The sequence below is a fragment of the Dietzia sp. NPDC055340 genome, assembly GCF_053645335.1.
This window is the reverse complement of the sequence record NZ_JBSHML010000029.1, coordinates 1-23,625: the sequence shown is the minus strand read 5'-3', so window position 1 is coordinate 23,625 and position 23,625 is coordinate 1. Positions and strand designations below refer to the sequence as shown.

Annotated in this window: 19 protein-coding genes and 1 pseudogene; 6 read left to right on the top strand and 14 right to left on the bottom strand. The window is 71.1% G+C overall.

Features of this window, described 5'->3' with window-relative positions:
- Positions 1–243: 243 nt before the first annotated feature.
- Together ACWIFB_RS16800 and ACWIFB_RS16795 are read right to left on the bottom strand one after the other, a co-directional pair.
- Positions 244–2,064, bottom strand: a complete 1,821-nt coding sequence (locus ACWIFB_RS16800) for an FAD-binding dehydrogenase (protein WP_454058841.1) — start codon at positions 2,062–2,064, stop codon at positions 244–246.
- A gap of 17 nt (positions 2,065–2,081) precedes the next feature.
- Positions 2,082–2,813, bottom strand: coding sequence for an AAA family ATPase (locus tag ACWIFB_RS16795; RefSeq protein ID WP_454058840.1), 732 nt, complete (start codon positions 2,811–2,813; stop codon positions 2,082–2,084).
- Between the two features lie 23 nt (positions 2,814–2,836).
- On the opposite strand from ACWIFB_RS16795, the gene ACWIFB_RS16790 reads away from it, so the two are divergent.
- The 3 genes and pseudogenes from ACWIFB_RS16790 (at position 2,837) to ACWIFB_RS16780 (ending at position 5,176) form a co-directional block, all read left to right on the top strand.
- Positions 2,837–3,637 carry an MBL fold metallo-hydrolase gene (locus ACWIFB_RS16790; RefSeq protein ID WP_454058839.1) on the top strand — a complete coding sequence of 267 codons (801 nt, stop codon included), beginning with the start codon at positions 2,837–2,839 and terminating at the stop codon, positions 3,635–3,637.
- A pseudogene (locus ACWIFB_RS16785) lies at positions 3,637–4,529 on the top strand (Sir2 family NAD-dependent protein deacetylase). Before ACWIFB_RS16790 ends, ACWIFB_RS16785 begins: the two are co-directional and overlap by 1 nt.
- Before the next feature lie 23 nt (positions 4,530–4,552).
- Positions 4,553–5,176 carry a carbonic anhydrase gene (locus ACWIFB_RS16780; RefSeq protein ID WP_452099374.1) on the top strand — a complete coding sequence of 208 codons (624 nt, stop codon included), beginning with the start codon at positions 4,553–4,555 and terminating at the stop codon, positions 5,174–5,176.
- A gap of 2 nt (positions 5,177–5,178) precedes the next feature.
- On the opposite strand, the gene proB is transcribed toward ACWIFB_RS16780, so the two are convergent.
- The 12 genes from proB to ACWIFB_RS16720 all read right to left on the bottom strand — a co-directional run bounded on the left by proB (position 5,179) and on the right by ACWIFB_RS16720 (position 20,509).
- Positions 5,179–6,291 (bottom strand): glutamate 5-kinase, encoded by a 1,113-nt coding sequence (gene proB, locus ACWIFB_RS16775; protein WP_454058838.1) that lies wholly within the window; start codon positions 6,289–6,291, stop codon positions 5,179–5,181.
- The gene (gene obgE / locus ACWIFB_RS16770; RefSeq protein WP_454058837.1) at positions 6,288–7,748 is read right to left on the bottom strand and encodes a GTPase ObgE; all 1,461 of its coding nucleotides are present in this window, start codon (positions 7,746–7,748) and stop codon (positions 6,288–6,290) included. The genes proB and obgE overlap by 4 nt, the downstream gene beginning before the upstream one ends.
- A gap of 152 nt (positions 7,749–7,900) precedes the next feature.
- Entirely contained in the window at positions 7,901–8,164 is a 264-nt protein-coding gene (rpmA, locus tag ACWIFB_RS16765; RefSeq protein WP_182633316.1) for a 50S ribosomal protein L27, read from the bottom strand.
- A 66-nt stretch (positions 8,165–8,230) separates the two neighbouring features.
- Positions 8,231–8,536, bottom strand: coding sequence for a 50S ribosomal protein L21 (rplU, locus tag ACWIFB_RS16760; protein ID WP_230929591.1), 306 nt, complete (start codon positions 8,534–8,536; stop codon positions 8,231–8,233).
- Positions 8,537–8,775: 239 nt separating this feature from the next.
- Positions 8,776–12,399 carry an Rne/Rng family ribonuclease gene (locus tag ACWIFB_RS16755; RefSeq protein ID WP_454058836.1) on the bottom strand — a complete coding sequence of 1,208 codons (3,624 nt, stop codon included), beginning with the start codon at positions 12,397–12,399 and terminating at the stop codon, positions 8,776–8,778.
- Between the two features lie 334 nt (positions 12,400–12,733).
- Positions 12,734–13,147, bottom strand: coding sequence for a nucleoside-diphosphate kinase (ndk, locus tag ACWIFB_RS16750; protein WP_230930849.1), 414 nt, complete (start codon positions 13,145–13,147; stop codon positions 12,734–12,736).
- Between the two features lie 30 nt (positions 13,148–13,177).
- Entirely contained in the window at positions 13,178–13,615 is a 438-nt protein-coding gene (locus ACWIFB_RS16745) for a DUF4233 domain-containing protein (protein ID WP_452099369.1), read from the bottom strand.
- A complete protein-coding gene (folC, locus tag ACWIFB_RS16740) occupies positions 13,612–15,210 on the bottom strand; it encodes a bifunctional tetrahydrofolate synthase/dihydrofolate synthase (RefSeq protein ID WP_452099368.1) in 1,599 nt (532 codons plus the stop codon). The genes ACWIFB_RS16745 and folC overlap by 4 nt, the downstream gene beginning before the upstream one ends.
- Positions 15,207–17,918, bottom strand: a complete 2,712-nt coding sequence (locus ACWIFB_RS16735; protein WP_452099367.1) for a valine--tRNA ligase — start codon at positions 17,916–17,918, stop codon at positions 15,207–15,209. Before ACWIFB_RS16735 ends, folC begins: the two co-directional genes overlap by 4 nt.
- A 99-nt stretch (positions 17,919–18,017) precedes the next feature.
- Entirely contained in the window at positions 18,018–19,010 is a 993-nt protein-coding gene (locus ACWIFB_RS16730) for a malate dehydrogenase (RefSeq protein ID WP_452099366.1), read from the bottom strand.
- Between the two features lie 105 nt (positions 19,011–19,115).
- Entirely contained in the window at positions 19,116–19,745 is a 630-nt protein-coding gene (locus ACWIFB_RS16725) for a 3-oxoacid CoA-transferase subunit B (protein ID WP_454058835.1), read from the bottom strand.
- Positions 19,742–20,509 carry a CoA transferase subunit A gene (locus ACWIFB_RS16720; protein ID WP_454058834.1) on the bottom strand — a complete coding sequence of 256 codons (768 nt, stop codon included), beginning with the start codon at positions 20,507–20,509 and terminating at the stop codon, positions 19,742–19,744. The genes ACWIFB_RS16725 and ACWIFB_RS16720 overlap by 4 nt, the downstream gene beginning before the upstream one ends.
- Positions 20,510–20,615: 106 nt before the next feature.
- Here ACWIFB_RS16720 and pcaD point away from each other — a divergent pair, with 106 nt between their 5' ends.
- The 3 genes from pcaD to ACWIFB_RS16705 all read left to right on the top strand — a co-directional run bounded on the left by pcaD (position 20,616) and on the right by ACWIFB_RS16705 (position 23,539).
- On the top strand, positions 20,616–21,407 hold the full coding sequence (pcaD, locus tag ACWIFB_RS16715; RefSeq protein WP_454058833.1) for a 3-oxoadipate enol-lactonase: 792 nt from the start codon (positions 20,616–20,618) through the stop codon (positions 21,405–21,407).
- Positions 21,404–22,261 (top strand): IclR family transcriptional regulator, encoded by an 858-nt coding sequence (locus tag ACWIFB_RS16710; protein WP_452099362.1) that lies wholly within the window; start codon positions 21,404–21,406, stop codon positions 22,259–22,261. The genes pcaD and ACWIFB_RS16710 overlap by 4 nt, the downstream gene beginning before the upstream one ends.
- A gap of 66 nt (positions 22,262–22,327) precedes the next feature.
- Positions 22,328–23,539: an acetyl-CoA C-acetyltransferase gene (locus ACWIFB_RS16705; protein WP_454058832.1), complete on the top strand. Its 1,212-nt coding sequence runs from the start codon at positions 22,328–22,330 to the stop codon at positions 23,537–23,539.
- The last annotated feature ends 86 nt before the right edge of the window (positions 23,540–23,625 follow it).

Genomic DNA, 23,625 nt, shown 5'->3' with positions numbered 1-23,625 from the left:
GAGAACCACCAGCACCGACCAAAGTCGCCGCCGCAGCATAGAACCCTCGCATTCCGTCACCAAAACCCTTGACAATCACCATAGGGACACCCCCCCCAGATGGTCATCACCAGTGCGGGGTGCGCCGCATGTCGTCGCACGGGCGGCGACCATCTCCGCGGTGGTGACGACCATCGCCGGGCCGGAACGGCCTCCCGCGCCGCTGCGGAAATGGCGAGGCCGCGCGGGCCGCTGAAGGGAGGCTCAGACCTCGCGGGCCATCGCGCGGCCGGCCTTGAGCCCCGAGAAGATGCAGCCGCCGAGGAACGTGCCCTCGAGCGAGTTGTAGCCGTGCACGCCGCCACCGCCGAAGCCGGCAACCTCGCCCGCCGCATAGAGGCCCGGGAACGGCTGCCCGTCCTCGGCCACGCACTGCGAATCGAGCGTGGTCTCGATCCCGCCGAGCGTCTTGCGGGTCATCAGGTGCACCTTGACCGCGATCAACGGCCCACCGGAGCCCGCCGCGGACCCCTTGCCCGGCCCGGAATCGGCGAGCAGACGATGGGGCTTGGCCATCCTCGTGAGCTTGTCGGTGAGCACACGACGGGCATTGTGGATCGCCTGGACCTGGGCGTCCTTGGCGAACGGGTTGTCCATCTGCCCGTCCATCGCCAGTACGAACTCTCGAACCTTCTCCAGATCCAGCTCGGGCTCGTCCTCGTTCACCAATTCGTTCATCCCGGCCACGAGTTCCTCGATGGAGTCGGCCACCACCCAGTCGACCCCCTTCTCGGTGAAGTCGGCGATCGACGGCGGCAGCCCGCTTCCTGCCTTGGAGGCGAACTTCTTGAGACTCTTGTCGGTCAGCTCCGGGTTCTGCTCGGACCCCGACAGGATGAACTCCTTACCGGCGATGGACGAGTCGAGGATGAACCACGAGTAGTCGTGCCCGGCTCTGCGGATGGCCTCGATGGAGGCGGTGGTGTGGTAGCCGGGGAACAGCGGCACGGGCATGCGGTCGCCGTTGCCGTCCAGCCACAGGGTGGACGGGCCGGGGATGATCCGGATGGCATGCGAGGGCCAGATGGGCGCGAAATGGGCCACGCCCTCCGTGTAGTGCCACATGCGGTCCCGGTTGATCAGGTTGGCGCCGGCGTCCGCGGAGATCTCGAGGATCCGCCCGTCCACGTGCTCGGGGACGCCCACGATCAGGTCCCTCGGTGCCTCGCCGAGCTTGGCGGTGGGCCAGTACTTCCGCACGAGATCCGGGTTGCCGCCGATGCCACCCGACGACAGCAGCACCGCCTTGGCGCGGAACTCGAACTCGCCGGTCTCCTCGCGGGGGGAGGCCACGCCGCGGTCGAGATCGCAGGGCACCAGCGTCGCGCCGCGCACGCCCACGGCGCGGCCGTCTTCGACCACGATCTCGTCCACCCGGTGCCGCACGGCGAACCGGACCCGACCCTCCCGGGCGGCGTCGCGGACGGGCTCCTCGAACACGCGCACCACCTCCGGACCGGTCCCCCAGGTCACGTGGAAGCGCGGGACGGAGTTGCCGTGGCCGTCGACCTCCCCGCCGCCGCGCTCCGCCCAGCCGACGGTGGGGACGATCCGCAGCCCCAGATCGTGGAGGTACCGGCGCTTCTCCCCGGCCGCGAACTCGACGTAGGCGCGCGCCCATTCGCGCGGCCGCGCGTCCTCGGGGCGGTCGAACGCGGCGGAGCCGAGCCAGTCCCGCCAGGCGAGTTCGAGGGAGTCGGAGATCCCGATCCGCCGCTGCTCGGGGGTGTCCACCATGAACAGCCCGCCGAGCGACCAGAAGGCCTGGCCACCGAGGTTCTTCTCGTTCTCCTGGTCCACCACCAGCACCTTCTTGCCCGCACGGCTCGCCTCGTAGGTGGCGACCAGACCGGCGAGTCCGTGCCCCACCACGATGATGTCCGGCTCGAACCCCGGCTCGGGCGCGGGCAGCGGGCCGGCGTTGGCCGCGCGCGACGTCGACGGCGGCTGCCACGCGGGGTAGACGGGGTGGACGGGCCTGGCCTCGCCCGTGGTCCGGCCGGGGCGGGATGCGGAATTGGTCATGGGTCCAGTGTGCCCCGTCACCCCAGCAGATACCGCAGGTATCTCTCCGGCGCCTCGAGATACCTGCGGTGGTGGTCGACCATCGCCAGGTCCTCCCAGCGGGCCCGGTGCATCCCCGAATCGGAGAGTTCGTAGACGGCGGCGCCGGGCACGGAGGCGAGGATCGGCGAGTGGGTGGCCATCAGCACCTGCGCACCCCGACGGTCGGCCAGTTCGAGCAGCAGCGCGACCAACCTGAGCTGCGCGTCGAACGACAGTCCGGCCTCGGGCTCGTCCAGGACGAACAGTCCGCCGCCATCAAAACGCGAGGTCGAGAGGATGTCCCAGAACGCCTCCCCGTGACTTCGGGCGTGGAAATCCTGCTCCGGGCCGCTGGACTGCAGGTAGGTGAACATGCCGTGCATCGTCTCGGCGCGCAGGAAGTATCCCCACTTCGACGCCGCCCCGCCCCGCACCAGTCGCAGTGACTCGTGCAGCGGCGACTCCGAGGCCCAGGTGACGTCCCTGCCGTTGACGGATCCGCCCTCGGCGCCCAGCCCGTACGCCATGGCCACGGCCTCGACGATCGTCGACTTACCGGTCCCGTTCTCGCCCACCAGCACGGTGAGGTCGTCGAGTTCCAGACCGTCGCGGAGCAGGTGCACCACGGCGGGGATCGAGTACGGCCAGCCCTCCGTCGGGCCCGCGAGACCCGGGGCTGCCGAGACGGACACGACGGGCCGGGGGTCCAGCACGGAGTCATGGCGCACGTGGCCACGGTACCGTTCCTGCCATGCGTATCCACCAGCTCAACTGCGGCACCATGGCGGGCATCTCCCCCACTCGCGTCCTGCTGGTGGAGGCGCCGGGCGGGCTGGTGCTGGTCGACTCCGGCATCGGCCTGCAGGACATCGCGGATCCGGCCGGTCGGCTGGGTCCGCTGCGGCACCTCGTGCGCCCGGCGCTGGATCCGGCGGAGACGGCTGTACACCGCATCGGGGCGCTGGGCCTGGACCCGCGCGACGTCCGACACATCGTGCTGACGCATTTCGATGTCGACCACATCGGCGGCCTGGCCGACTTCCCGGACGCGACCGTGCACGTCACCACGCAGGGTCTGACCCGGGCGGTGCGCTTGCCGCGGTTCGTCGAGCGTCGCCGATACCGGCGCGCCCAGCTGGCGCACGGGCCGAACTACGCCGAGTACGAGTTCGGGTCCGACAGGTGGGAGGGGTTCCGCATGCTGTCCCTGGACCACATCGCCGAGGGGATGATGTTCGTCGATCTGCCGGGCCACACCACGGGTCACGCCGGCGTGTTCGTGCCGGGTGGCGCGGGCGCCGGCCACGATGACGACGACGAGACACCCGTCGGCAAGGACGTCCTCCACGCGGGCGATGCCTTCTACCATCGCGGCCAGATCGACCCGTCGGTCCGGACACCTGCCGTGATCCCCCTCCAGGAGCGGGCGTTCGCGCTCGAGCCGGGCGCGATCGCGATGACGCACTCCGGTCTGGCCGCGCTCGCGCGGCGACGGGCCGACACCCTGGACGTGGTGTGCGCGCACGACCCCTCGGGGCCCGGGGGCCTGTGATGGTCAGGGTCCGAGAGACCGCCTGGACCCCCGCCGAGCGCACCGCCCCGGACCGCGATCCGGCCGAGCGGGCCGCCGCCTTGGCCGAGTTGATGCGGGGCCGCCGAACGGTGATCGTGACCGGCGCCGGGATCTCCACGCCGTCCGGGATCCCCGACTACCGGGGGCCGGACTCCCCCGGCCGCACGCCGATGACGTACCAGCAGTTCGTGGGCGATCCCGGCTTCCGCCGTCACTACTGGGCCCGCAACCACCTGGGCTGGCGCCACATGGAGGCCGCCCGCCCCAACGCGGCGCATCTGCTGCTGGCCGACTGGGAGCGTCGTGGCCTGGTCTCGGGCATCATCACCCAGAACGTGGACCTACTGCATCTCAAGGCGGGCAGCCGTCGGATCGTGGACCTGCACGGCACCTACGCGGTGGCCCCTGCCTGGGCTGCGGGGCCCGCCGCAGCCGGTGGGCGCTGCACGAGGATCTCGAGGCCCTCAACCCGGACTTCGCCGAACGCGTCGCGTCACGCGGTGCGATCGAGGTGGCTCCCGACGCGGACGCCGTCCTGGACGATACCGCCGACTTCCGGATGATGGACTGCCCCGGCTGTGCGGGGATGCTCAAACCGGACATCGTCTACTTCGGCGAGAACGTCCCGGCCGCCCGTGTGCAGGAGGCGAACGCTCTGGTGGACGAATCCGACGTTGTCGTCGTCGTCGGATCGTCTCTCACCGTCCGGTCCGGATACCGGTTCGTGCGGCGGGCGGTGACCACCGGCAAGCCCGTCGCGGTTCTCAACCGCGGGCGCACCCGTGCGCACGACGAGGCGACCCTGACCATCGACGGCGACTGCGTGGAGGTACTCGAGCTCACCGATGCCGCCCTGCCGGATCCAGCGTGACCGGCGAGGAGCACACTAGGGGTATGCAGATCGCGACAACACCCGAGACAGCCCTGGCACGACTCCTCCGCGGCAACGCCCGCTACGTGGCCGGAGAGAACCTCAACGAGCACCAGGCGCCCTCGCGTCGCGCCGAGCTCGCCGGACAGCAGAACCCGTTCGCCCAGGTCTTCGGCTGCTCCGACTCGCGCGTGCCCGCCGAGGTCGTGTTCGACCAGGGGCTCGGCGACCTGTTCGTGATCCGCAACGCCGGCCACATCGTGGACCCGTCGGTGCTCGGGTCGGTCGAGTTCGGGGTCGACGCGCTGCGCATCCCGCTGACGTTGGTGCTGGGCCACACCTCGTGCGGCGCGGTCGGCGCGACGATCAAGGCGATCGACTCGCACTCCACGCCGTCGGGCTATCTGCGGGACGTCGTGGAGCGCATCGCGCCCGCCGTGTTCGAGGCGCGCCGTGACCCGGAGGCCGGGTACCAGGACATCGTCATCGAGAACGTCCGTCAGACCGTCACCGCGATCCGGGAGAAGTCCGCCGCTGTCGACCGCGCGATCACCGAGGGACGCACCGCGATCGTCGGCGCGCTCTACAACCTCGAAGAGGGCACGGTGACCCCGGTCCACACCGAGGGACAGGTCGACGGGCTCTGAAATCAGAGGGCGACGAGGTCGTCCGCGTGCACCAGGGGGCGGCCCTGCCCCGCGGCAGCGCCGGACTCGCGCTCGGCCAGCCGGGTCCGGACCTCGACCGAGTCGTACTGGGCGATGCCCCGGGCCACCGCTCGACCCGCCTGGTCGTGCATCTCGATCACGTCCCCGAAGTGGAACAGGCCCTCGACCCCGGTCACGCCGGCCAACAGCAGCGAACGGCGTGCTCCGGTGATCGCCCGCACCGCACCGTCGTCGAGCGCCACCGAGCCACTCGTGTCCGCGGCGTGACGCACCCAGAACCGGCGCGCCGACATCCGCTCGGGACGCGGCGCGAACACCGTGCCCACTCCCGGTTCGGCGGCGAGGGCCTCGGCGGCACGCTCGGCGGCCGTGAGAAGGACGGGCACCCCGGCGTCGGCCGCGAGGCGGGCCGCGGCGAGCTTCGAGGCCATCCCCCCGGTGCCCAGCGCACCGCCGGGGCCGGCGATCACGCCGTCGAGATCGCCCGCCCCGCCGACCATCGTGACGGCCCTGGCGTCGCCCTTGCGTGGATCGGAGTCGTACAGCGCATCGACGTCCGAGAGCAGGATGAGTGCGTCGGCACTGATCAGGTGTGCGACGAGGGCCGCCAACCGGTCGTTGTCGCCGAACCTGATCTCGTTGGTGGCCACGGTGTCGTTCTCATTGATCACCGGGACAGCGCTCAGCGTCCGTAACCGGTCCAGGGTCCGTTGGGCGTTGGCCGCGCTGTCGCGTCGCCCGATGTCGGCGGCGGTGAGCAGCACCTGCCCGACCACCCGGTCGTGCCTGGCGAACGAGTCACCCCACGCCCGCGCCAACTCCAGTTGGCCGACGCTGGCGGCGGCCTGCTTGGCGGACAGGGTCGTGGGGCGCGCGGGCATCCGCAGCGGGGCCATCCCGGCCCCGATCGCCCCGGAGGAGACAACGAAGACGTCCGAGCCCGCCGCCATGCGGGCCTGGCAGACGTCGGCGAGAGCGTCGAGCTCGGCACGGCGGATCCCGCCGTGGAAGCTCGTGATGGCCGAGGAGCCGATCTTCACCACCACTCGTCGGGCGGTCCCGATCCGGCGGCGAAGCTCCGACTCGACCGTCACTCGAGGGTCTCCTCGTCCGGGTCGATGAGACCGCGACGGACGTGCTTGCGGTACTTGCGTTCGGAGGCACCCACGCGATCGGTCGACTCGAAGCGCATGTCGGTACCGCGACCGATCCGCATGAGGTCCACGCCGGCCGGGGTCTGCGGCTCCCACTCGAACGAGACGTCACCGATCGTGACGGAGCAACCCTCCTCGGCTCCGGCCTTGATGAGCGCCTCTTCCACCCCCAGGCGCGCCAGGCGATCGGCGAGGAAGCCCACGGCCTCGTCGTTGGCGAAGTCGGTCTGACGGATCCATCGCTCCGGCTTGGCGCCGAGCACGATGAAGCCGTCGGGCTCGTCCGGGTCGCGCCGGATATCGAACTGGTCCGCATCGACGGCCCTGGGCCGCAGCACGATCCGCTCGGGGGCCGCGGGCGGGTTGGCCTTGCGGTGGGCCTTGACCAACTCGTACAGGCCGAACTTGAGCTCCTCGAGGCCCTTGTGGGCCACCGCCGAGATCGCGTACACGGGCCAGCCCTTGGCCTCGAAGTGGCCGCGGACCATCTCGGCCATGTCGGCGGCGTCGGGCACGTCGATCTTGTTGAGCACCACCACGCGGGGCCGGTCCGCCAGGTGGCCCATGCCGGCGTCGGTGAGCTCGGACTGGTAGGCGGCGAGCTCGGCCTCGAGGGCGTCGACGTCGGAGATCGGGTCGCGGTCGGACTCCAGGTTCGCGCAGTCCACCACGTGGGCGAGGACCGCGGTGCGCTCGATGTGGCGCAGGAAGTCGAGGCCGAGGCCGCGTCCGTCGCTGGCGCCGGGGATCAGCCCGGGAACGTCAGCGATGGTGATGGTGTCATCCCCCACCGAGACCACGCCGAGGTTGGGCGCGAGGGTGGTGAACGGGTAGTCGGCGATCTTGGGCTTGGCGGCCGAGATCACCGAGATCAGTGACGACTTGCCCGCCGACGGGAAGCCGACCAGCCCGACGTCCGCCATCGATTTGAGCTCGAGGGTGACATCGAAGACGCCGCCGGGCTCCCCCAGCAGCGCGAAGCCCGGGGCCTTACGCGAGCGCGAGGCGAGCGCGGCGTTGCCCAGGCCGCCCTTGCCGCCCTCGGCGACGACGAACCGGGTGCCGGTCCCGACCATGTCGGCGATCGGCTCGCCGTCCGAGCCGAGGACGACGGTGCCCGGCGGTACCGCCAACACGAGATCGTCACCGTTGGCGCCGTTTCGGTTCCCACCCATCCCGGGCTGGCCTTTTCCGGCACGGGCGTGGGGGCGGAAGTGGAAGTCGAGCAGCGTGTGGACCTGGGGGTCCACCACGAGCACCACGTCTCCGCCGCGGCCGCCGTTGCCGCCGTCGGGGCCGCCGAGCGGCTTGAACTTCTCACGGTGCACGGAGGTGCAGCCGTTGCCGCCGTCCCCCGCGGCGAGGTGGAGGACTACGCGGTCGATGAATCTCGACATGGTGTGGGCTCCTCCTGGTGGTGGCCGGTGGGGGTCGGGTCAGTGGATGCGTAGTCCGATACTGCCCGATAAATGCTCTCGGGGGCCGGGTGTGGAGTCATCAGACCCCGCCCGGCCCCCGAGGGCGAATCGTGACTGTGGTGGCTACCGGGTCAGGCCTCGGCGCCGGCGGGCACGATGTTCACGGTCTTGCGGCCACGCTTGGTGCCGAACTCCACCGCGCCGGCGGAGAGAGCGAACAGCGTGTCGTCACCGCCACGGCCGACGCCCACGCCCGGGTGGAACTTGGTGCCGCGCTGGCGGACCAGGATCTCGCCGGCGTTGACCTCCTGGCCACCGAAGCGCTTCACGCCGAGGCGCTGGGCGTTGGAGTCACGACCGTTACGGGTGCTGGATGCGCCCTTCTTACTTGCCATGTCAGTCCCTCCTTAAGGGAACACGCCCGGAGGCGCTGAGCTGGTGGCCTGTACCGGCCGAGACGACTACTTGATACCGGTGATCTTGACGACCGTCAGCTTCTGACGGTGGCCCTGACGCTTGTGGTAACGGGTCTTGTTCTTGAACTTGTGGATCCGGATCTTGGGACCCTTGGTCTGCTCGACGATCTCGGCGGAGACGGTGACCTTGGTCAGCGCGTCCGCATCGGAGGTGACCGAAGCACCATCGACGACGAGGATCGGGGACAGCGACACGGAGGTACCGGCCTCGCCCTCGATCTTCTCGACCTTGACGTGGTCCCCTTCGGCGACCTTGTACTGCTTGCCGCCGGTCTTGACGATCGCGTACATGGAGGGCTTCCCCTTGCTTCTCGGGTGTGCGGCCGCGCAGGGCGACCACACCGTGTGTGCGGTGTTCTTACTTGCTCGCCGACTCTCATCGGCCAGGATCGCAGACGCCCATCCCCTGGAGGACCGGCCCGCGACTCTTCGCGCAGCGACATAGCGCCGCGACGAGCGACCTGTCAAGGTTACGGTCCGGTGGCACAGCAGGTCAAACCGACCGTGCCACCGGCTCCGCGCCCCTGCGTTCAGGCGCCCCCGGGAGCGGTCGTGGACCGGGTCGCCCGGCGGCGGGCGGGACGCTGACGCGGTTCCGCGACCACTGCTGTCGGCGCCTCTGCCAGCGCCGCTGCCTCGACCTTGGCGGCCGGGGCCCCGGGGGCGGACTCCGGCGCGGCGGCCGCAACCGCGGCACCGGCTTCGCGGCGACCGGACCGCCGTCGCGGGCGGCGCCCCGACTGTCCTTCCGACTGCGCGCCCGACGAGCCACCGTCCGCGGTTGCGCCTGCCGCGGTGCCGGCGGCACCGTCGGCGGGCGAGACCTCGGCGACCGCCTCGGCGGCCTCGGCCACCGCTGCGGTCCCCGCCTGCGGGGTCTCGGCGAGCTCTGCGGCCGCGGAGTCCCGGGCGGCGGTGGACGGCGCCGGTGCGCTCGAGGTCGACCGGCGGGTCGCTCGGCGACGGCGAGTCGGACGCGTGGCCCCCGCGGCGTCCGAGGACTCCGCGACGGACAAGTCGTCGGCCTCGTCGGCCTTCTCCGTCGCCTGAGTCGGCCCGACCGCAGCCGCGGCCGCGGCGTCGGTAGCCGTGTCCGCGGAGCTCGTGTCCGCGGGCGTCGTCGCGGTCGCGGACGTGGCCTCGTCCACCACCGGGGTGCTCTCCGCCGCCGTGGACGCCGCGGCCGCGGGCTTCTCCGCGCGACCGTCGTCGGTCGCCGTCTCGTCAGCCTCGGGCGTCTGCCGCCCCATGGCCAGGGCGGCCGGGTGCGCGGACGGCGCCGGGCCGTCCTTGCGCGGAGCCTGCTTGGTCGCGGCAGGCTCGGAGGAGGACGACGCGGAATCGCCACCCTTGCCGCCGCGGCGCCGGCCACGGCGGGTGCCCGGCTCGTCGGCGTTGTGCGACTCGGTGTGGATCGGGTCGGTATGCACGATCAGGCCGCGGCCATGGCAGTGCTCACACGGGGTGGAGAAGGCCTCGACCAGGCCGGTACCGAGCTTCTTCCGGGTCAGCTGCACCAGTCCGAGCGACGTGACCTCGGAGACCTGATGACGCGTGCGGTCGCGGCCGAGGGCCTCGGTCAGGCGCCGCAGCACGAGGTCGCGGTTGCCCTCCAGCACCATGTCGATGAAGTCGATGATCACCATGCCGCCGACGTCGCGCAGCCGCAGCTGCCGCACGATCTCCTCGGCCGCCTCGAGGTTGTTCTTTGTGACGGTCTCCTCGAGGTTGCCGCCGGAACCGGTGTACTTGCCGGTGTTGACGTCGATGACCGTCATGGCCTCGGTGCGGTCGATGACCAGCGAGCCGCCGGACGGCAGCCACACCTTGCGCTCGAGCGCCTTGGCCAGCTGCTCGTCCACGCGGTGGGTGGCGAACACGTCGACCTCGGGGTTGTCGTAGCGCTCGAGCCGCTCCACCATCTCGGGAGCGACGCGGGAGACGTAGTCGTGGACGGTCTTCCACGACGTCTCGCCCTGGATGACGAGCTTGGTGAAGTCCTCGTTGAACAGGTCACGCACGACCTTGACCAGAAGGTCGGGCTCCTCGTAGAGCGCGACGGGGTTGCCGGCGCCGGAGGAGGTCCGCTTGGCGGCGTCCTCGGAGATCTCTGTCCACTGCCCGGCCAGACGCTCGACGTCGCGGCCGATCTCCTCTTCGCTGACGCCCTCGGCGGCCGTGCGGATGATCACGCCGGAGCCCTCGGGGACAACGTCCTTGAGGATCGCCTTGAGGCGACGCCGCTCGGTATCCGGGAGCTTGCGCGAGATCCCAGCGGAGTTGCCGTCCGGCACGTACACCAGGAAGCGGCCGGCCAGTGAGATCTGCGTGGACAGGCGGGCACCCTTCTGCCCGACCGGGTCCTTGGTGACCTGCACCAGAACCATGTCACCGGGCTTGAGCGCCTGCTCGATACGCCGGGCCTTGCCGCCCAGCCCGGCGGCCTCCCAGTTGACCTCCCCGGCGTACAGCACGCCGTTGCGGCCACGCCCGATGTCGACGAACGCCGCCTCCATGCTGGGCAGCACGTTCTGCACGCGGCCGAGGTAGACGTTGCCCACCATCGAGCGCGCGGACTCGGTGGTGACGAAGTGCTCGACGAGCACCTTGTCCTCGAGTACGCCGACCTGGGTCATGATCCCCTTGCCGTCGACGCGCGGCTTCTCGCGCACCACCATGACGCGGTCCACGGACTCGCGCCGGGCGAGGAACTCGGACTCGGACAGGATCGGCTGACGGCGGCGGCCGGCCTCCCGGCCGTCCCGGCGACGCTGGCGCTTGGCCTCGAGGCGGGTCGAACCGGTGATGCCCTGCACCTCGTCGGTGGAGGTGCCGGAGCCCTGTCCCCCGCGTCCGGAGCGCTGGCGGCCGTCGCGCTCGTGGATCTCGGTGTTGGGCGGGTCGTCGACCGCGCCCTGGTTGTCGTCGGAACCGGAGCCGGAGCCCCCACTGCGACGACGACGACGGCGTCGGCGACGCGAGCCCGAGGGCGACGAATCCGAGCCGTCCGAAGCGTCGTCGGAGTCGGGGTCGTTCGAGTCGGTCCCGCTGTCCGCGTCGTCGCTCGCGCCGGGCGCGGTGCTGGCGGAGCCGTCGCGTCCGGTGTTCGACTTGTCGTCCTTACCGTCGGCATCCTCGTGCCCGTCGGTGTCCGAGCCGGAGCCGGTGCCCGAGCCGTCGCCCGACTGGTCGGTGGCGTCGTCGTCGGTGTTCTGGTTCTGGTCGTCGCCACCCTCGCCACGCCCACGGCCGCGGCCACGGCGACCACGCCTGCGGCGGCGGTTTCCGCCCTCGCCCTGGCTCGTCTGATCGTCGTCGTCGCGGTTGTCGTCCTGACTCGCCTGGTCGCCGCTCGCATCGCTACCGTCAGAGCCGCGAACAGGATCACCGCTGCCGGGCCGGTCGGAACCCGACGCCCGACTGCTGCGCCCCTCCGACTCGTCGGGGGACAGGAACAGCGGGGAGAACGACGGGCTGGCCGAGGACCGGCGGCGCCGATTGCCGGAGTCCGCCGAGCCGACCTCGCCGGTGACGATCGCCTCGGGAAGCGCCGGTCGCTCCGAGGACGTGGCGGGGGCCGAGGTATCAGCCTGCGGCGCCGTCGACTTCTTGGCGCTGCGCTTGCGTGCGGGGGCCTTCTTCGCGGCCGGCTCCGGCTCGGTTGTGACCTGGTCGGTCGAGCCCGTGGCGACGGTATCCGCAGCTGATCCCGCCGCAGTCGAGTCTTGCGCTGCCGGGTCCTTTGCTGCCGGGTCCTGTGACCGGGCGGACTTCCGGGCCGGGGCCTTCTTCGCGGCCGACTTCGCCGGCGCCTTCTTCGCCGCGACCTTCTTGGCAGGGGTCTTCTTCGCCGGGGCCGCAGGGGCCCCGGCCCCGGTGACAGCGCCGCTGGCAGTCTCGGGCTCGGCCGCTGCGGGCGCCGGCGCCGCAGCCGCGTCCGTCGAGCCTGCGGCACCCCGCTGACGGCCCTCGAACCAGGTGAGCAGCACCCCGCGGGTCACGCCCGACTGGGCGCTCTTGATCTCCACGCCGATCCCGGACATGGCGGCGAGGAACTCCTTGCTCGTCATGCCCACGGCCTTGGCGGCCGCGTGTGCGCGCATCCTCTCGGGCAACGCATTGAGATGGTCGATGGTCAGGTTCGGATCCGACACGTGTCTCCTCTGGCCGGACTCCGGGCGCGATCACGTCACCGATCACGGTGACCCACGCCGCCGCACGGGGTCGGGCGTTTCTGGTCTCGGCCCCGCCGAGGCGGGGCGATGTCTGTTGGTCCGCGGTACCGATCGGAACCGGCCACGGTGGCGGGCGCTCGTTCCGGGGCGGACTGGTAGACCACTCGCCAGGATGAGCTTCGGCCATTCTCCCACACCCGACGCTCAAGCGTCGCCGCGCGGGCACGACAGACGAGAACGCGCCCGCCGGTCCGGGGACCGACGGGCGCGTGAGGAGGTCGGGTCGACGCAGCGACCCGGAGGTGCGGAGCCCTCAGGCCAGGCCCGGGAACCAGAGGGCGATCTCACGGGCGGCGGACTCCTCGGAATCCGAACCGTGGACGAGGTTGAGCTGCGTCTCGAGCCCGAAGTCGCCACGGATCGAGCCGGGGGCGGCCTTCTCGACCGGGTCGGTCCCGCCCGCGAGCTGACGCCACGCGGCGATGGCGCGGGGGCCCTCGAGGACGCCGGCGACGACCGGGCCGGAGGTGATGAACTCGAGCAGGTCACCGTAGAAGGGACGCTCGGCATGCTCGGCGTAGTGCTCGGCCGCGGTCTCCCGCTGCACCTGTCGAAGATCCATTGCCGCGATCGTCAGGCCCTTGGCCTCGATGCGGGCGAGGATCGTGCCGGTGAGGCCACGCTCGACGCCGTCGGGCTTGATGAGGAAGAAGGTTCTCTCGGTCACGGACGCAATGCTACAAGCAGCGCCGCGGGCTCAGTCGTGCTGGCTGGGCAGATACCCGCCGGCTATCCGTCGACTCAGGTCGTACCGCAGGTACAGGATGTACGCCCACACCGCGGCGAACATCAGGCCACACACGCCCATCGACCAGTGCACGATCCACCCCGGGACCACCGCGAGTGTGGCCAGGACGATGTTCATCGGGATGGCCCACGGCCTGCGCTGCAGTCCCGCGGCCGCGATCATCGCCACGGCGAGCAGGCTGACGAACCACACCTTCCACGACTGGAAGTGGGCGCCGTCGTCGAGACGCGCGATCACCGTGAGCACGAGCCCGATCACGATGGCCTCGAGGAAGAGCGTGCCGGCCATGATGCCGCGCAGCCCCTTCCACGGATCCACCGAGGGCGCGTGTGCTGTGGTGCCGTGGAGCGCGGGGCCGGCGGAGCCGCCGGTGTCGGGGTTGCTCACTGTGCGTCCTTTCCGAACAGGCTGCGTGCGGCCCCGGCGGTCACCACGGACCCCGTGACGAGTACGCCGACGCCGGAGACGTCGTCGTCGGCGGTCGGGTCGGGGACCCCCACCAGGTCGAGCGCGGCGCTGACCGCGTCGGGGAGCGTGTCCACGACGTGGACACGCTGGGACGTGAACCGCTCCTCGGCGATCCGAGCGAGATCCTCGGGCGCCATCGCCCGGGGCGAGGCCGCCCGGGTGACGATGACGTCCTCGACGACCGGCTCGAGCGCGGCGAGGAACGCGTCCGCGTCCTTGCCGTCGAGCATCGCCACCACCGCGACCAGCCGCTTGAAGTCGAACTCCGAGGTGATGGCCTGCGCGAGAGCGCGACCACCGTGCCCGTTGTGGGCGGCGTCGACCAGGACCGTGGGGCTCGAGCTGAGTCGCTCGAGACGCCCCGGATTGTCGACCGCGGCGAACCCGGCGCGGATGAGTTCGGGGTCCAGCGTCCGCCCGGGACCGGCGCCGAAGAAGGCCTCGACCGCGGCGAGGGCGGTGGCGGCGTTCTCGGCCTGGTGTTCGCCGAACAGCGGAAGGAAGACGTCGGTGTACTCGCCCCCGAGGCCGCGCAGGGTGAGCTGCTGCCCACCGACGGCCAGGCGGCGGTCGATCACGTCGAACTCCGAGCCGAGACGGGCCACGACGGCGCCCGCTTCGACGGCCCGCCTCAGCAGGACCTCCATCGCCTCGGGCTCCTGGCGACCGATCACCGCGACCGGGTCGCGGGGCAGCAGGTCGTCGGCGGGGGCGGGCTGGATGATGCCGGCCTTCTCCCCCGCGATGGTGGCGAGGTCCTCGCCGAGATAGTCGGTGTGGTCCAGGCCGACGGGGGTGACGACGGCGACGGCCGGCCGCACCACATTGGTGGCATCCCACGTGCCGCCCATCCCGGTCTCGATCACGGCCACGTCGACGGGCGCGTCGGCGAACGCCGCGAACGCCATCGCGGTCAGCACCTCGAAGTAGCTCATGCGGGGACCACCGGCCGCCTCGGACCGCTGGTCGACGAGCTCGAGGTACGGCTGCAGTTCGCGGTAGGTGTCCACGAACAACCGGGCGGTGATCGGCTCGCCGTCGAGGGCGATGCGCTCGGTCACGGTCTGCAGGTGCGGGCTCGAGTTGCGGCCGGTGCGCTGGTGCAGTGCGCGGAGCAGGGCGTCGACCATCCGGGTGACCGAGGTCTTGCCGTTGGTGCCGGCCACATGAACGACCGGGTACGCGTGTTGGGGGTCGCCGAGGACCGAGGTCAGCTCGCTGATCCGGTCGAGGCTGGGCTCGAGGCGGGACTCGGGCCACCGGGCGGACAACTCCTCCTCGACCGCGGCCAGCTCGGCCGTGTCGGTCTGCCACTCGGGGCTGCCGACCTCGGGGATCGGGCGGGGCGGCAGATGGTCGTCGCCGTCGCCCTCCTCGTCACCGGGGAGCGGCCCGCCGAGGGAGACGCCGGCCACGAGGCCGTCCTCGCCGAGCATGTCGGCGACGTCCTCCTCGGTGGGGGTGTCCCACCCCTCCTCCGGGTCGTGCGGCGGGAGCCATTTGCGATCGCTCACGCCGATCCACTCCCGGCGGGCATTCCCTCGAGGCGGGCGCCGATGCGCTCGACCTCGGCCTCGGCCAGGTCGCGGCGGGCGCGGATCTTGTCCACCACGTGGTCGGGGGCCTTGCCGAGGAACGCCTCGTTACCGAGCTTGGCGCCCGTGGTCTCCAGCTCCTTGCGCGCGGCGGCGAGGTCCTTCTCCAACCGGCGGCGCTCGGCGGCCAGATCGATCGTCCCGGAGGTGTCGATCTCCACGCCGACCGTCGACAGGCCCAGGCGGACCTCGAGCGACGCCGTGGCGGTGAAGTCGGCCTCCGCCGGGGTCAACCGGGCCAGCGACGTGACCTGGTCGAGCAGGTCGGACGGCAGGTCCGCCTCGTCGGTCCGTGACAGGCGGGCGGGGACCCGCTGGCCGGGCTTGAGCCCCTGATCCGAGCGGAACCGGCGGATCTCGGTGACGAGCGTCTGGGCATCGCCCACGCGGCGGACCGACTCCGCGGCGTCGCCGGTGGGGACGACATCGGCGGGCCACTCGGCGACGACGAGCGACTCCCGCCCGGTCAGCGCGGTCCAGAGCGTCTCGGTCACGAACGGGATCACCGGGTGCAGCATCCGCAACACAGCGTCGAGAACGTGGCCCAGGACCAGCCTGGTGTACCCGGCCCGATCGGAGGAGCGGGCCTCGTCGTCGCCACCGAACTGGACCTTCGCCAGCTCGAGGTACCAGTCACAGACCTCGTCCCACGCGAAGTGGTAGAGCGTCTCGCACGCCTTGGAGAACTCGTAGCGTTCCAGTGCGTCGTCGACGGACACGCGCACCTCGCCGAGACGCCGGAGGATCCAGCGGTCGGCGTCGGTGAGCGCGGAGGACTCCGGCAGCGTCCCCACTGTCGCACCGTTCATCAGCGCGAAGCGGGTGGCGTTGAACAGCTTGGTCGCGAAGTTGCGCGAGGCCTGGGCCGAGTCGTCGCCCACCGACAGGTCGCCGCCGGGGTTGGCACCGCGGGCGAGAGTGAAACGCAGCGCGTCGGCACCGAAGCGGTCCACCCAGTCCAGCGGGTCGATGCCGTTGCCCTTGGACTTGGACATCTTCTGCCCGTGTTCGTCACGGACCAGGCCGTGCAGGAAGACGTCGGTGAACGGCACCCTGCCCGGGGCCGACTTATCACCGGTGAGCCGCTGCCCCACGAAGGTGCCGAACATCATCATCCGGGCCACCCAGAAGAACAGGATGTCGTAACCGGTGACCAGCACGGACGTGGGATAGAACCGCTCCAGGTCGGCGGTGCGCTCGGGCCAGCCCATCGTCGAGAACGGCCACAGCGCCGAGGAGAACCACGTGTCGAGCACGTCGGACTCCTGCGTGTAGCCGGCGGGCGCCCGGTCGTCCGGCCCGACGCAGACGACCTCCCCCTCGGGGCCGTACCAGATCGGGATCCGGTGCCCCCACCACAGCTGACGGGAGATGCACCAGTCGTGCATGTCGTCGACCCAGTCGAACCAGCGTGGCTCCTGGCTCGTCGGATGGATCACGGTGTCACCGTCGCGAACGGCGTCACCGGACATCCGCGCCAACTCCTCGACGCGGACCCACCACTGCAGTGACAGGCGCGGTTCGATCGGCTCGCCGGAGCGCTCGGAGTGGCCCACCGAGTGCAGGTACGGGCGCACCTCCTTGACGATGCGACCCTGGGCGGCGAGCTCCTCGCGGACGGCCTTGCGGGCCTCGAAGCGGTCCATCCCGTCGAAACGGGTGCCCGTGCCGGTGATATGGCCGGTGACGTCCATGATCGTGGGCATCTCGAGGCTGTGGCGCTGGCCGATCGCGAAGTCGTTCGGATCGTGCGCCGGGGTGACCTTGACGGCGCCCGTGCCGAACTCGGGGTCGACGTAGTCGTCAGCCACGACGCGCATGGTCCAGCCCTCGCGGAACGGATGCGGGATCTGCGTGCCCACCAGGTGGGCGTAGCGCTCGTCCTCCGGGTGCACCGCGATCGCGGTGTCACCGAGCATCGTCTCGAGACGGGTGGTGGCCACCACCAGATGCGGCTCCGAATCGTCCATCGAGCCGTAACGGAAGCTCACGAGCTCGCCCTCGACGTCCGCGTATTTGACCTCGATGTCCGAGATCGCGGTCTGGAGCGTGGGCGACCAGTTGACCAGGCGCTCGGCCCGGTAGATCAGGCCCTGGTCGAACAGCTCCTTGAAGATTGTCTGCACGGCGCGGGACAGTCCGTCGTCCAGCGTGAACCGCTCGCGCGACCAGTCGACGCCGTCGCCGAGTCGGCGCATCTGCTCGCCGATCGTGCCGCCGGACTCGGCCTTCCACTCCCAGACCTTGTCGATGAAGGCCTCACGGCCGATCTCGTGCCGGTCGATGCCTTCCTCGCGGAGCTTGCGATCGACGAGGGTCTGGGTGGCGATGCCGGCGTGGTCCATGCCCGGCAGCCACAGCACCTCGAAACCCTGCATGCGCTTGCGTCGGGTCAACACGTCCATCAGGGTGTGGTCGAGCGCGTGCCCCATGTGCAGGCTGCCCGTCACGTTGGGCGGCGGCAGCACCACCGAATAGGCGGGCTTGGCGCTGGCGGAATCGGCCTCGAAGTAACCGGCGTCGACCCAACGCTGATACAACTCCGCCTCCACCTCACCTGGGTTCCAGGAGGCGGGCAGGGCGTCCGCGCGGTCGGTGTTCGGGGCGGGGGAAGCTGGAGTCGTCACCCGCCCATCGTAGGCCGTGAGCGCCCGGGGCCGACACACGCCGTCGGCGCAGGCCCACCCGCACAGGCGGGCCGACCCGCGCCGATCAGCGACACCGGATCAGTCGACCAGTCCCAGGCCGTGCACCGCGTCACGTTCGGAGACCAGCTCGGCCACCGACGCGTCGATGCGCGCACGCTGGAAGTCGTCGATCTCCAGGCCCTCGACGACCTGCCACTCCCCGCCGTCACTACGGCACGGCAGGCCGGTGACCACGCCGGGGACGGTGCCGTACTCGCCCCGCGACGGCAGTGCGACGGTGGCCCAGCTCCCCTCGGGGGTACCGCGGACCCAGTCCCGCATGTGGACGATCGATGCGCCTGCCGCGGACGCTGCCGACGACGAGCCCCGGACCTCGATGATCTCCGAGCCCCGGCGCGCGACGCGGGGGATGAAATCGTCTTCGAGCCACTGCCGGTCGAGTCCGTCGGCGACGGGGACACCACCGCGGGTCAGGTAGCTGACGTCGGGGAACTGCGTGGCCGAATGGTTGCCCCACACCACCACCCGGTCCAGCTCCCCCACCGGTGCGTCCAGCCGGGCCGCGAGCTGACTCAGGGCCCGGTTGTGGTCCAGCCGCATGAGGGCGGTGAACCGCTCCGCCGGCACATCCGGGGCGTGGCGGTGGGCGATGTAGGCATTGGTGTTCGCGGGGTTGCCCACCACGAGCACACGCACGTCCTCGGCCGCGTGGTCGTTGATCGCCCGACCCTGGTCCCGGAAGATCGCGCCGTTGGCGGTGAGCAGGTCGGCGCGCTCCATGCCGGGACCGCGGGGGCGGGCACCGACCAGGACGGCGGCGCCGGCCCCGTCGAAGGCCACAGCCGGGTCGTCGGTGATGTCGATCGAGGCCAGGGCCGGGAAAGCGCAGTCCTCCAACTCCATCGCCACGCCCTCCGCCGCGCCGGTCTGCGAGGGGACCTCCAGCAACCGGAGTCTGACGGGGGTGTCCTTGCCGTAGACGCCGCCCGCCGCGAGCCGGAACAGCAGGGCGTAGGAGATCTGGCCGGCGGCGCCGGTGACGGTGACGGTGACCGGGGTGGGGATGCTCATTCGCGGAGGCCTTCCGGAGTCGACGACGGGGTCGGACCTCACACTAGTGAGGATCCGACCCCGTGTCGGACGCTCGACGCGACGTACACCCGGCGGCCGGGCTCGTCAGGCGTGGACCGGGGCGCCCGTCTTCTCGCGGACCTCGTCGATCGTCACACCCGGGGCGAGCTCGACCAGACGGAAGCCCTCGTCGGTGATGTCGAGGACGCAGAGGTCGGTGACGACACGCTGCACGCAGGCCCGACCGGTGTAGGGCAGCGTGTTCTCGGCCATCAGCTTGATGTCGCCCTTGCGGGTGACGTGGTCCATCATCACGATGACCTTGCCGGCACCGTGGACGAGGTCCATCGCGCCGCCCATGCCCTTGACCATCGCACCGGGGATCATCCAGTTGGACAGGTCGCCGACCTGAGACACCTGCATCGCACCGAGCACGGCAACGTCGACGTTGCCGCCGCGGATCATCGCGAACGAGTCCGAGGAACCGAAGAACGCGGCGCCCGGCGCGGCCGTGATGGTCTCCTTGCCGGCGTTGATCATCTCCGGGTCCAGCTGCTCACTGGTCGGATACGGGCCCACACCGAGGATGCCGTTCTCCGAGTGGAGGGTGACCTGGACGCCCTCGGGCAAATAGTCCGGGATGAGGGTCGGCATGCCGATACCCAGGTTGATGTACTGGCCGTCGCTAAAGTCGGCGGCGATGCGGGCCGCCATCTGCTCATGGGTCCAGCTCATGACCGGTCCTCTCCCTTACTGCTGAGCTTCTCGATCTCGACACCGGTCTCCTGGCGACCGACCTCGACGAGACGCTGGACGAAGATGCCGGGCAGGTGTACGTCGGCCGGGTTGATCTCGCCGGCGGGGACGATCTCCTCCGCCTGGACGATGGTGACGCGACCCGACATGGCGGCATCCGGGTTGAAGTTGCGGGCGGTGCCGTAGAACTGCACGTTGCCGGCCGTGTCCGCCCTGCGTGCGTGCACCAGTGCGAAGTCGGTGACGATGGAGTGCTCGAGCACGTAGGGCACACCGTCGAACTCGCGGACCTCCTTGGGCTCGGAGGCCACGGCCACCCCGCCCTGGCCGTCGTAGCGCAGCGGAAGGCCACCGTCGGCGACCATCGTGCCGACACCGGCCGGGGTGTAGAAGGCAGGGATCCCGGCGCCGCCGGCGCGCATGCGCTCGGCGAGGGTGCCCTGCGGCGTGAGCTCCACCTCGAGCTCGCCGTTCAGGTACTGACGGGCGAACTCCTTGTTGGCGCCCACGTACGAGGCGGTGGTCCGGGAGATACGCCGGGCCTCGAGGAGCTTGCCGAGGCCGAATCCGTCCGTGCCGCAGTTGTTACTGACGGTGCGCAGATCGGTTGCACCCTGCTCGAGGAGCGCGTCGATGAGGACGGCGGGAATGCCGACCAGACCGAAACCTCCCACGGCGAGGGAGGCGCCGTCCGGGATATCCGCGACCGCGTCGGCGGCCGAGGCGAAGATCTTGTTGGTCATGTCACGCACCGTAGTGCGTGTTCGCGTATTGCACAAGCGTTCGCAATTCGCACACATTGGACGTATCGTGGTGCCCATCACCGATCGCCCACGAAAGGACGGATGCATGCCCGCCACCCTGTCGTACGAGGTCAGCGGCCCCCGCTCACCGGAGACTCCCGTCGTGGTACTGCTCGGGTCCCTGGGATCCGACCGGCGCATGTGGGACGCGCAGGCGCGGGACCTGCGGGTCGACCACACCGTCGTGGCCGTGGACCATCGCGGTCATGGCGGCTCGGCGGTCGTTCCCGGCCCGGCCACCATCGCCGACCTCGCGGGCGACGTACTCGCACTTCTCGACTCGCTGGAGGTGGACCGATTCCACGTGACCGGCCTGTCACTGGGCGGCGCCGTGGCCCAGTGGCTCGCCGTCAACACGCCGGAGCGGATCCTCTCGGCGGCGCTGCTGTGCACCGCCGCGCGCTTCGGGGAGCCGTCCGGGTGGATCGAGCGCGCCGCGGCCGTCCGCGCGGGCGGGACGGAGGCCGTCGCCGACGCGGTGGTCGCCCGGTGGATTACCCCCGCCCGCGCCGAGGCGGAACCCGAACTGGTGGCGCGACTCCGCGAGATGGTCGTGGGGACCGCAGCCGAGGGTTACGCTGCCGCGTGCGACGCACTCTCCGGCTGGGACAACCGCGCCGACCTCGGCCGGATCAGCTGCCCGACGCTGGTCCTGGCCGGGGACGAGGACCCGTCCACCCCGCCCGACGTGCTCCGCGAGATCGCGGACGGCATCCCGGGTTCGAGGTTCGTGACGCTCTCCCCCGCCGCCCACGTCCCCACCGTCGAGATCCCCGACCGGGTCACCGAAGTGCTACGTGACCACCTCACCTCCGCCTCCGCCCCGGGCCGGGTATGACCGCCTCCAGCACCGAGAGAGCAGATGCAGTGAGTACCGACCCCGCCGCGACCACCGAGCCCACGGGCACGTCGACCGTCGAGCGGTCCGCCTCCCCCGACTTCGTCCAGTCCCTGGCGCGCGGTCTCGCCGTGATCACCGCCTTCGACGCGGACCACCCGAGGCAGACCCTCAGCGAGGTGGCCCGCGCTACCGGACTGACCCGCGCCACGGCGCGTCGATTCCTGCACACCCTGGTCGAGCTCGGCTACGTCGACACCGCCGGCACCAGCTTCTGGCTGACCCCGCGCGTGCTGGACCTGGGCTACAGCTACCTGTCCTCGATGCCGCTGTCCGAACTGGCACAGCCGCACCTGGAGAAGCTCAGCGCCCGCCTCGACGAGTCCTCGTCCGTGGCCGTGCTCGACGGGTCGGACATCGTCTACGTCGGACGCGTCCAGGTCCGGCGCATCATGAACATCGGCATCACCATCGGCACTCGATTCCCGGCGTTCGCGACCTCGATGGGCCGGGTACTGCTGGCCGCGCTGCCGGGGGACGAGCTCGACGCCTACCTGGCGGACACCGATATGCGCGCGATCACCCCGCACGGTCTCACCGACGAGGCTTCACTGCGAGCCGAGCTCGCCGTCATCTCCGCGCGCGGATGGTCACTGGTCGACCAGGAGCTCGAGCCCGGACTCCGCTCACTGGCCGCGCCGGTACGCGACCGTGACGGGCGGGTCGTCGCCGCACTCAACGTCTCGACCCACGCCGCCCGATACTCCCTGGAGCAGCTCCACGACGACCTGGTCCCCGTCATCCTGGACGCCGCGCGCGCCCTGTCCGCCGATCTCGGCACCGTCAACCGCTAGCTCGCCCGGGCCCGGAAGCGGCCGGCCCCCTTCGCCCCCAGCCCCCCTTTCCCCTGAGGAGAAACCATGCGTGACGTCGTCATCTGTGAACCCCTACGCACCCCGGTCGGCCGCTTCGGCGGCGTGTTCCGCGACCTCGACGCGGGCGCCCTCGCCACCGGGCTGCTCACCGCCCTGGTGGAACGCACCGGACTGACCAGTGCGGACGTCGACGACGTGATCCTCGGTCAGGGCTCGCCGAGTGGCGAGGGGCCCGCGATCGGCCGGATCGCCGCCCTGGACTCGCCGCTCGGCATCGACGTTCCCGGCATGCAGCTAGACCGCCGCTGCGGCTCCGGCCTGCAGGCAGTGATCACCGGCGCGCTGCAGGTCGCCTCCGGGGGCGTCGACCTGGTGGTGGCCGGCGGCGTCGAGTCCATGAGCCAGGTCGAGTTCTACGCCACCCCGTCCCCCCGCTGGGGCATCAAGGGTGACGGCGTCTCGCTCGTGGACCGTCTCGGCCGCGCCCGCACCACCGTGGGCGGCCACTCGCACGTCATCGATGGCGGCATGATCGAGACCGCCGAGAACCTCCGCCGCGAGTACGGAATCGGCCGCGAGGAGCAGGACGAGCTGGCCGTGCAGTCGCACAAGCGCGCTGTCGCCGCCCAGGAGTCCGGCGTGTTCGCCGACGAGATCGTGCCGGTGAGCGTTCCGCAGCGCAGGGGCGACGACGTCGTCGTCGACACCGATGAGCACCCCCGCGCCGACAGCACCGTCGAGACGCTCGCGGGACTCCGCCCCATTATGGGACGCACCGACCCGGATGCCACGGTGACGGCGGGCAACGCGTCAGGGCAGAACGACGGCGCGGCGATGTGCGTCGTCACCACCGCCGACAACGCGGCCGCCCTCGGCCTGACCCCGCTCGTCCGGCTCGCCTCGTGGGCCGTCGCGGGCGTAGCGCCGGAGACCATGGGAATCGGGCCCGTCCCGGCCACCGCCAAGGCTCTCGGGCGCCTCGGCCTGACGCTCGCCGACATGGGCGTCATCGAGCTCAACGAGGCGTTCGCGGCGCAGGCGCTGTCCGTCATGCGCGAGTGGGACATCGACCCGACCTCGGAGCACCTCAACCCGCACGGTTCCGGAATCTCGCTCGGCCACCCCGTCGGCGCGACCGGCGCCCGCATGCTCGCCACACTGTCGCGAGAGATGGTCCGCCGCGACGCGCAGTGGGGTCTGGAGACCATGTGCATCGGCGGCGGGCAGGGCCTGGCCGCGGTGTTCGAGCGCGTCTGACCCATCGCGCGCAGCCGCACCCGACCCGGTGGCGGGCTGCCCTGAGACCGCTGACGTACGTCGAGGCCGGCACCCGCTGTGGGTGC

What these genes read in the sequence shown, in the direction of transcription:
- ACWIFB_RS16790 (WP_454058839.1), top strand. Translation starts at nt 2,837, where the DNA reads ATGCGTATCCACCAGCTCAACTGCGGCACCATGGCGGGCATCTCCCCC.
- ACWIFB_RS16705 (WP_454058832.1), top strand. Translation starts at nt 22,328, where the DNA reads ATGCGTGACGTCGTCATCTGTGAACCCCTACGCACCCCGGTCGGCCGC.
- pcaD (WP_454058833.1), top strand. Translation starts at nt 20,616, where the DNA reads ATGCCCGCCACCCTGTCGTACGAGGTCAGCGGCCCCCGCTCACCGGAG.
- ACWIFB_RS16725 (WP_454058835.1), bottom strand. Translation starts at nt 19,745, where the DNA reads ATGAGCTGGACCCATGAGCAGATGGCGGCCCGCATCGCCGCCGACTTT.
- rpmA (WP_182633316.1), bottom strand. Translation starts at nt 8,164, where the DNA reads ATGGCAAGTAAGAAGGGCGCATCCAGCACCCGTAACGGTCGTGACTCC.
- ACWIFB_RS16730 (WP_452099366.1), bottom strand. Translation starts at nt 19,010, where the DNA reads ATGAGCATCCCCACCCCGGTCACCGTCACCGTCACCGGCGCCGCCGGC.
- ACWIFB_RS16780 (WP_452099374.1), top strand. Translation starts at nt 4,553, where the DNA reads ATGCAGATCGCGACAACACCCGAGACAGCCCTGGCACGACTCCTCCGC.
- ACWIFB_RS16800 (WP_454058841.1), bottom strand. Translation starts at nt 2,064, where the DNA reads ATGACCAATTCCGCATCCCGCCCCGGCCGGACCACGGGCGAGGCCAGG.
- ACWIFB_RS16720 (WP_454058834.1), bottom strand. Translation starts at nt 20,509, where the DNA reads ATGACCAACAAGATCTTCGCCTCGGCCGCCGACGCGGTCGCGGATATC.
- obgE (WP_454058837.1), bottom strand. Translation starts at nt 7,748, where the DNA reads ATGTCGAGATTCATCGACCGCGTAGTCCTCCACCTCGCCGCGGGGGAC.
- rplU (WP_230929591.1), bottom strand. Translation starts at nt 8,536, where the DNA reads ATGTACGCGATCGTCAAGACCGGCGGCAAGCAGTACAAGGTCGCCGAA.
- ACWIFB_RS16710 (WP_452099362.1), top strand. Translation starts at nt 21,404, where the DNA reads ATGACCGCCTCCAGCACCGAGAGAGCAGATGCAGTGAGTACCGACCCC.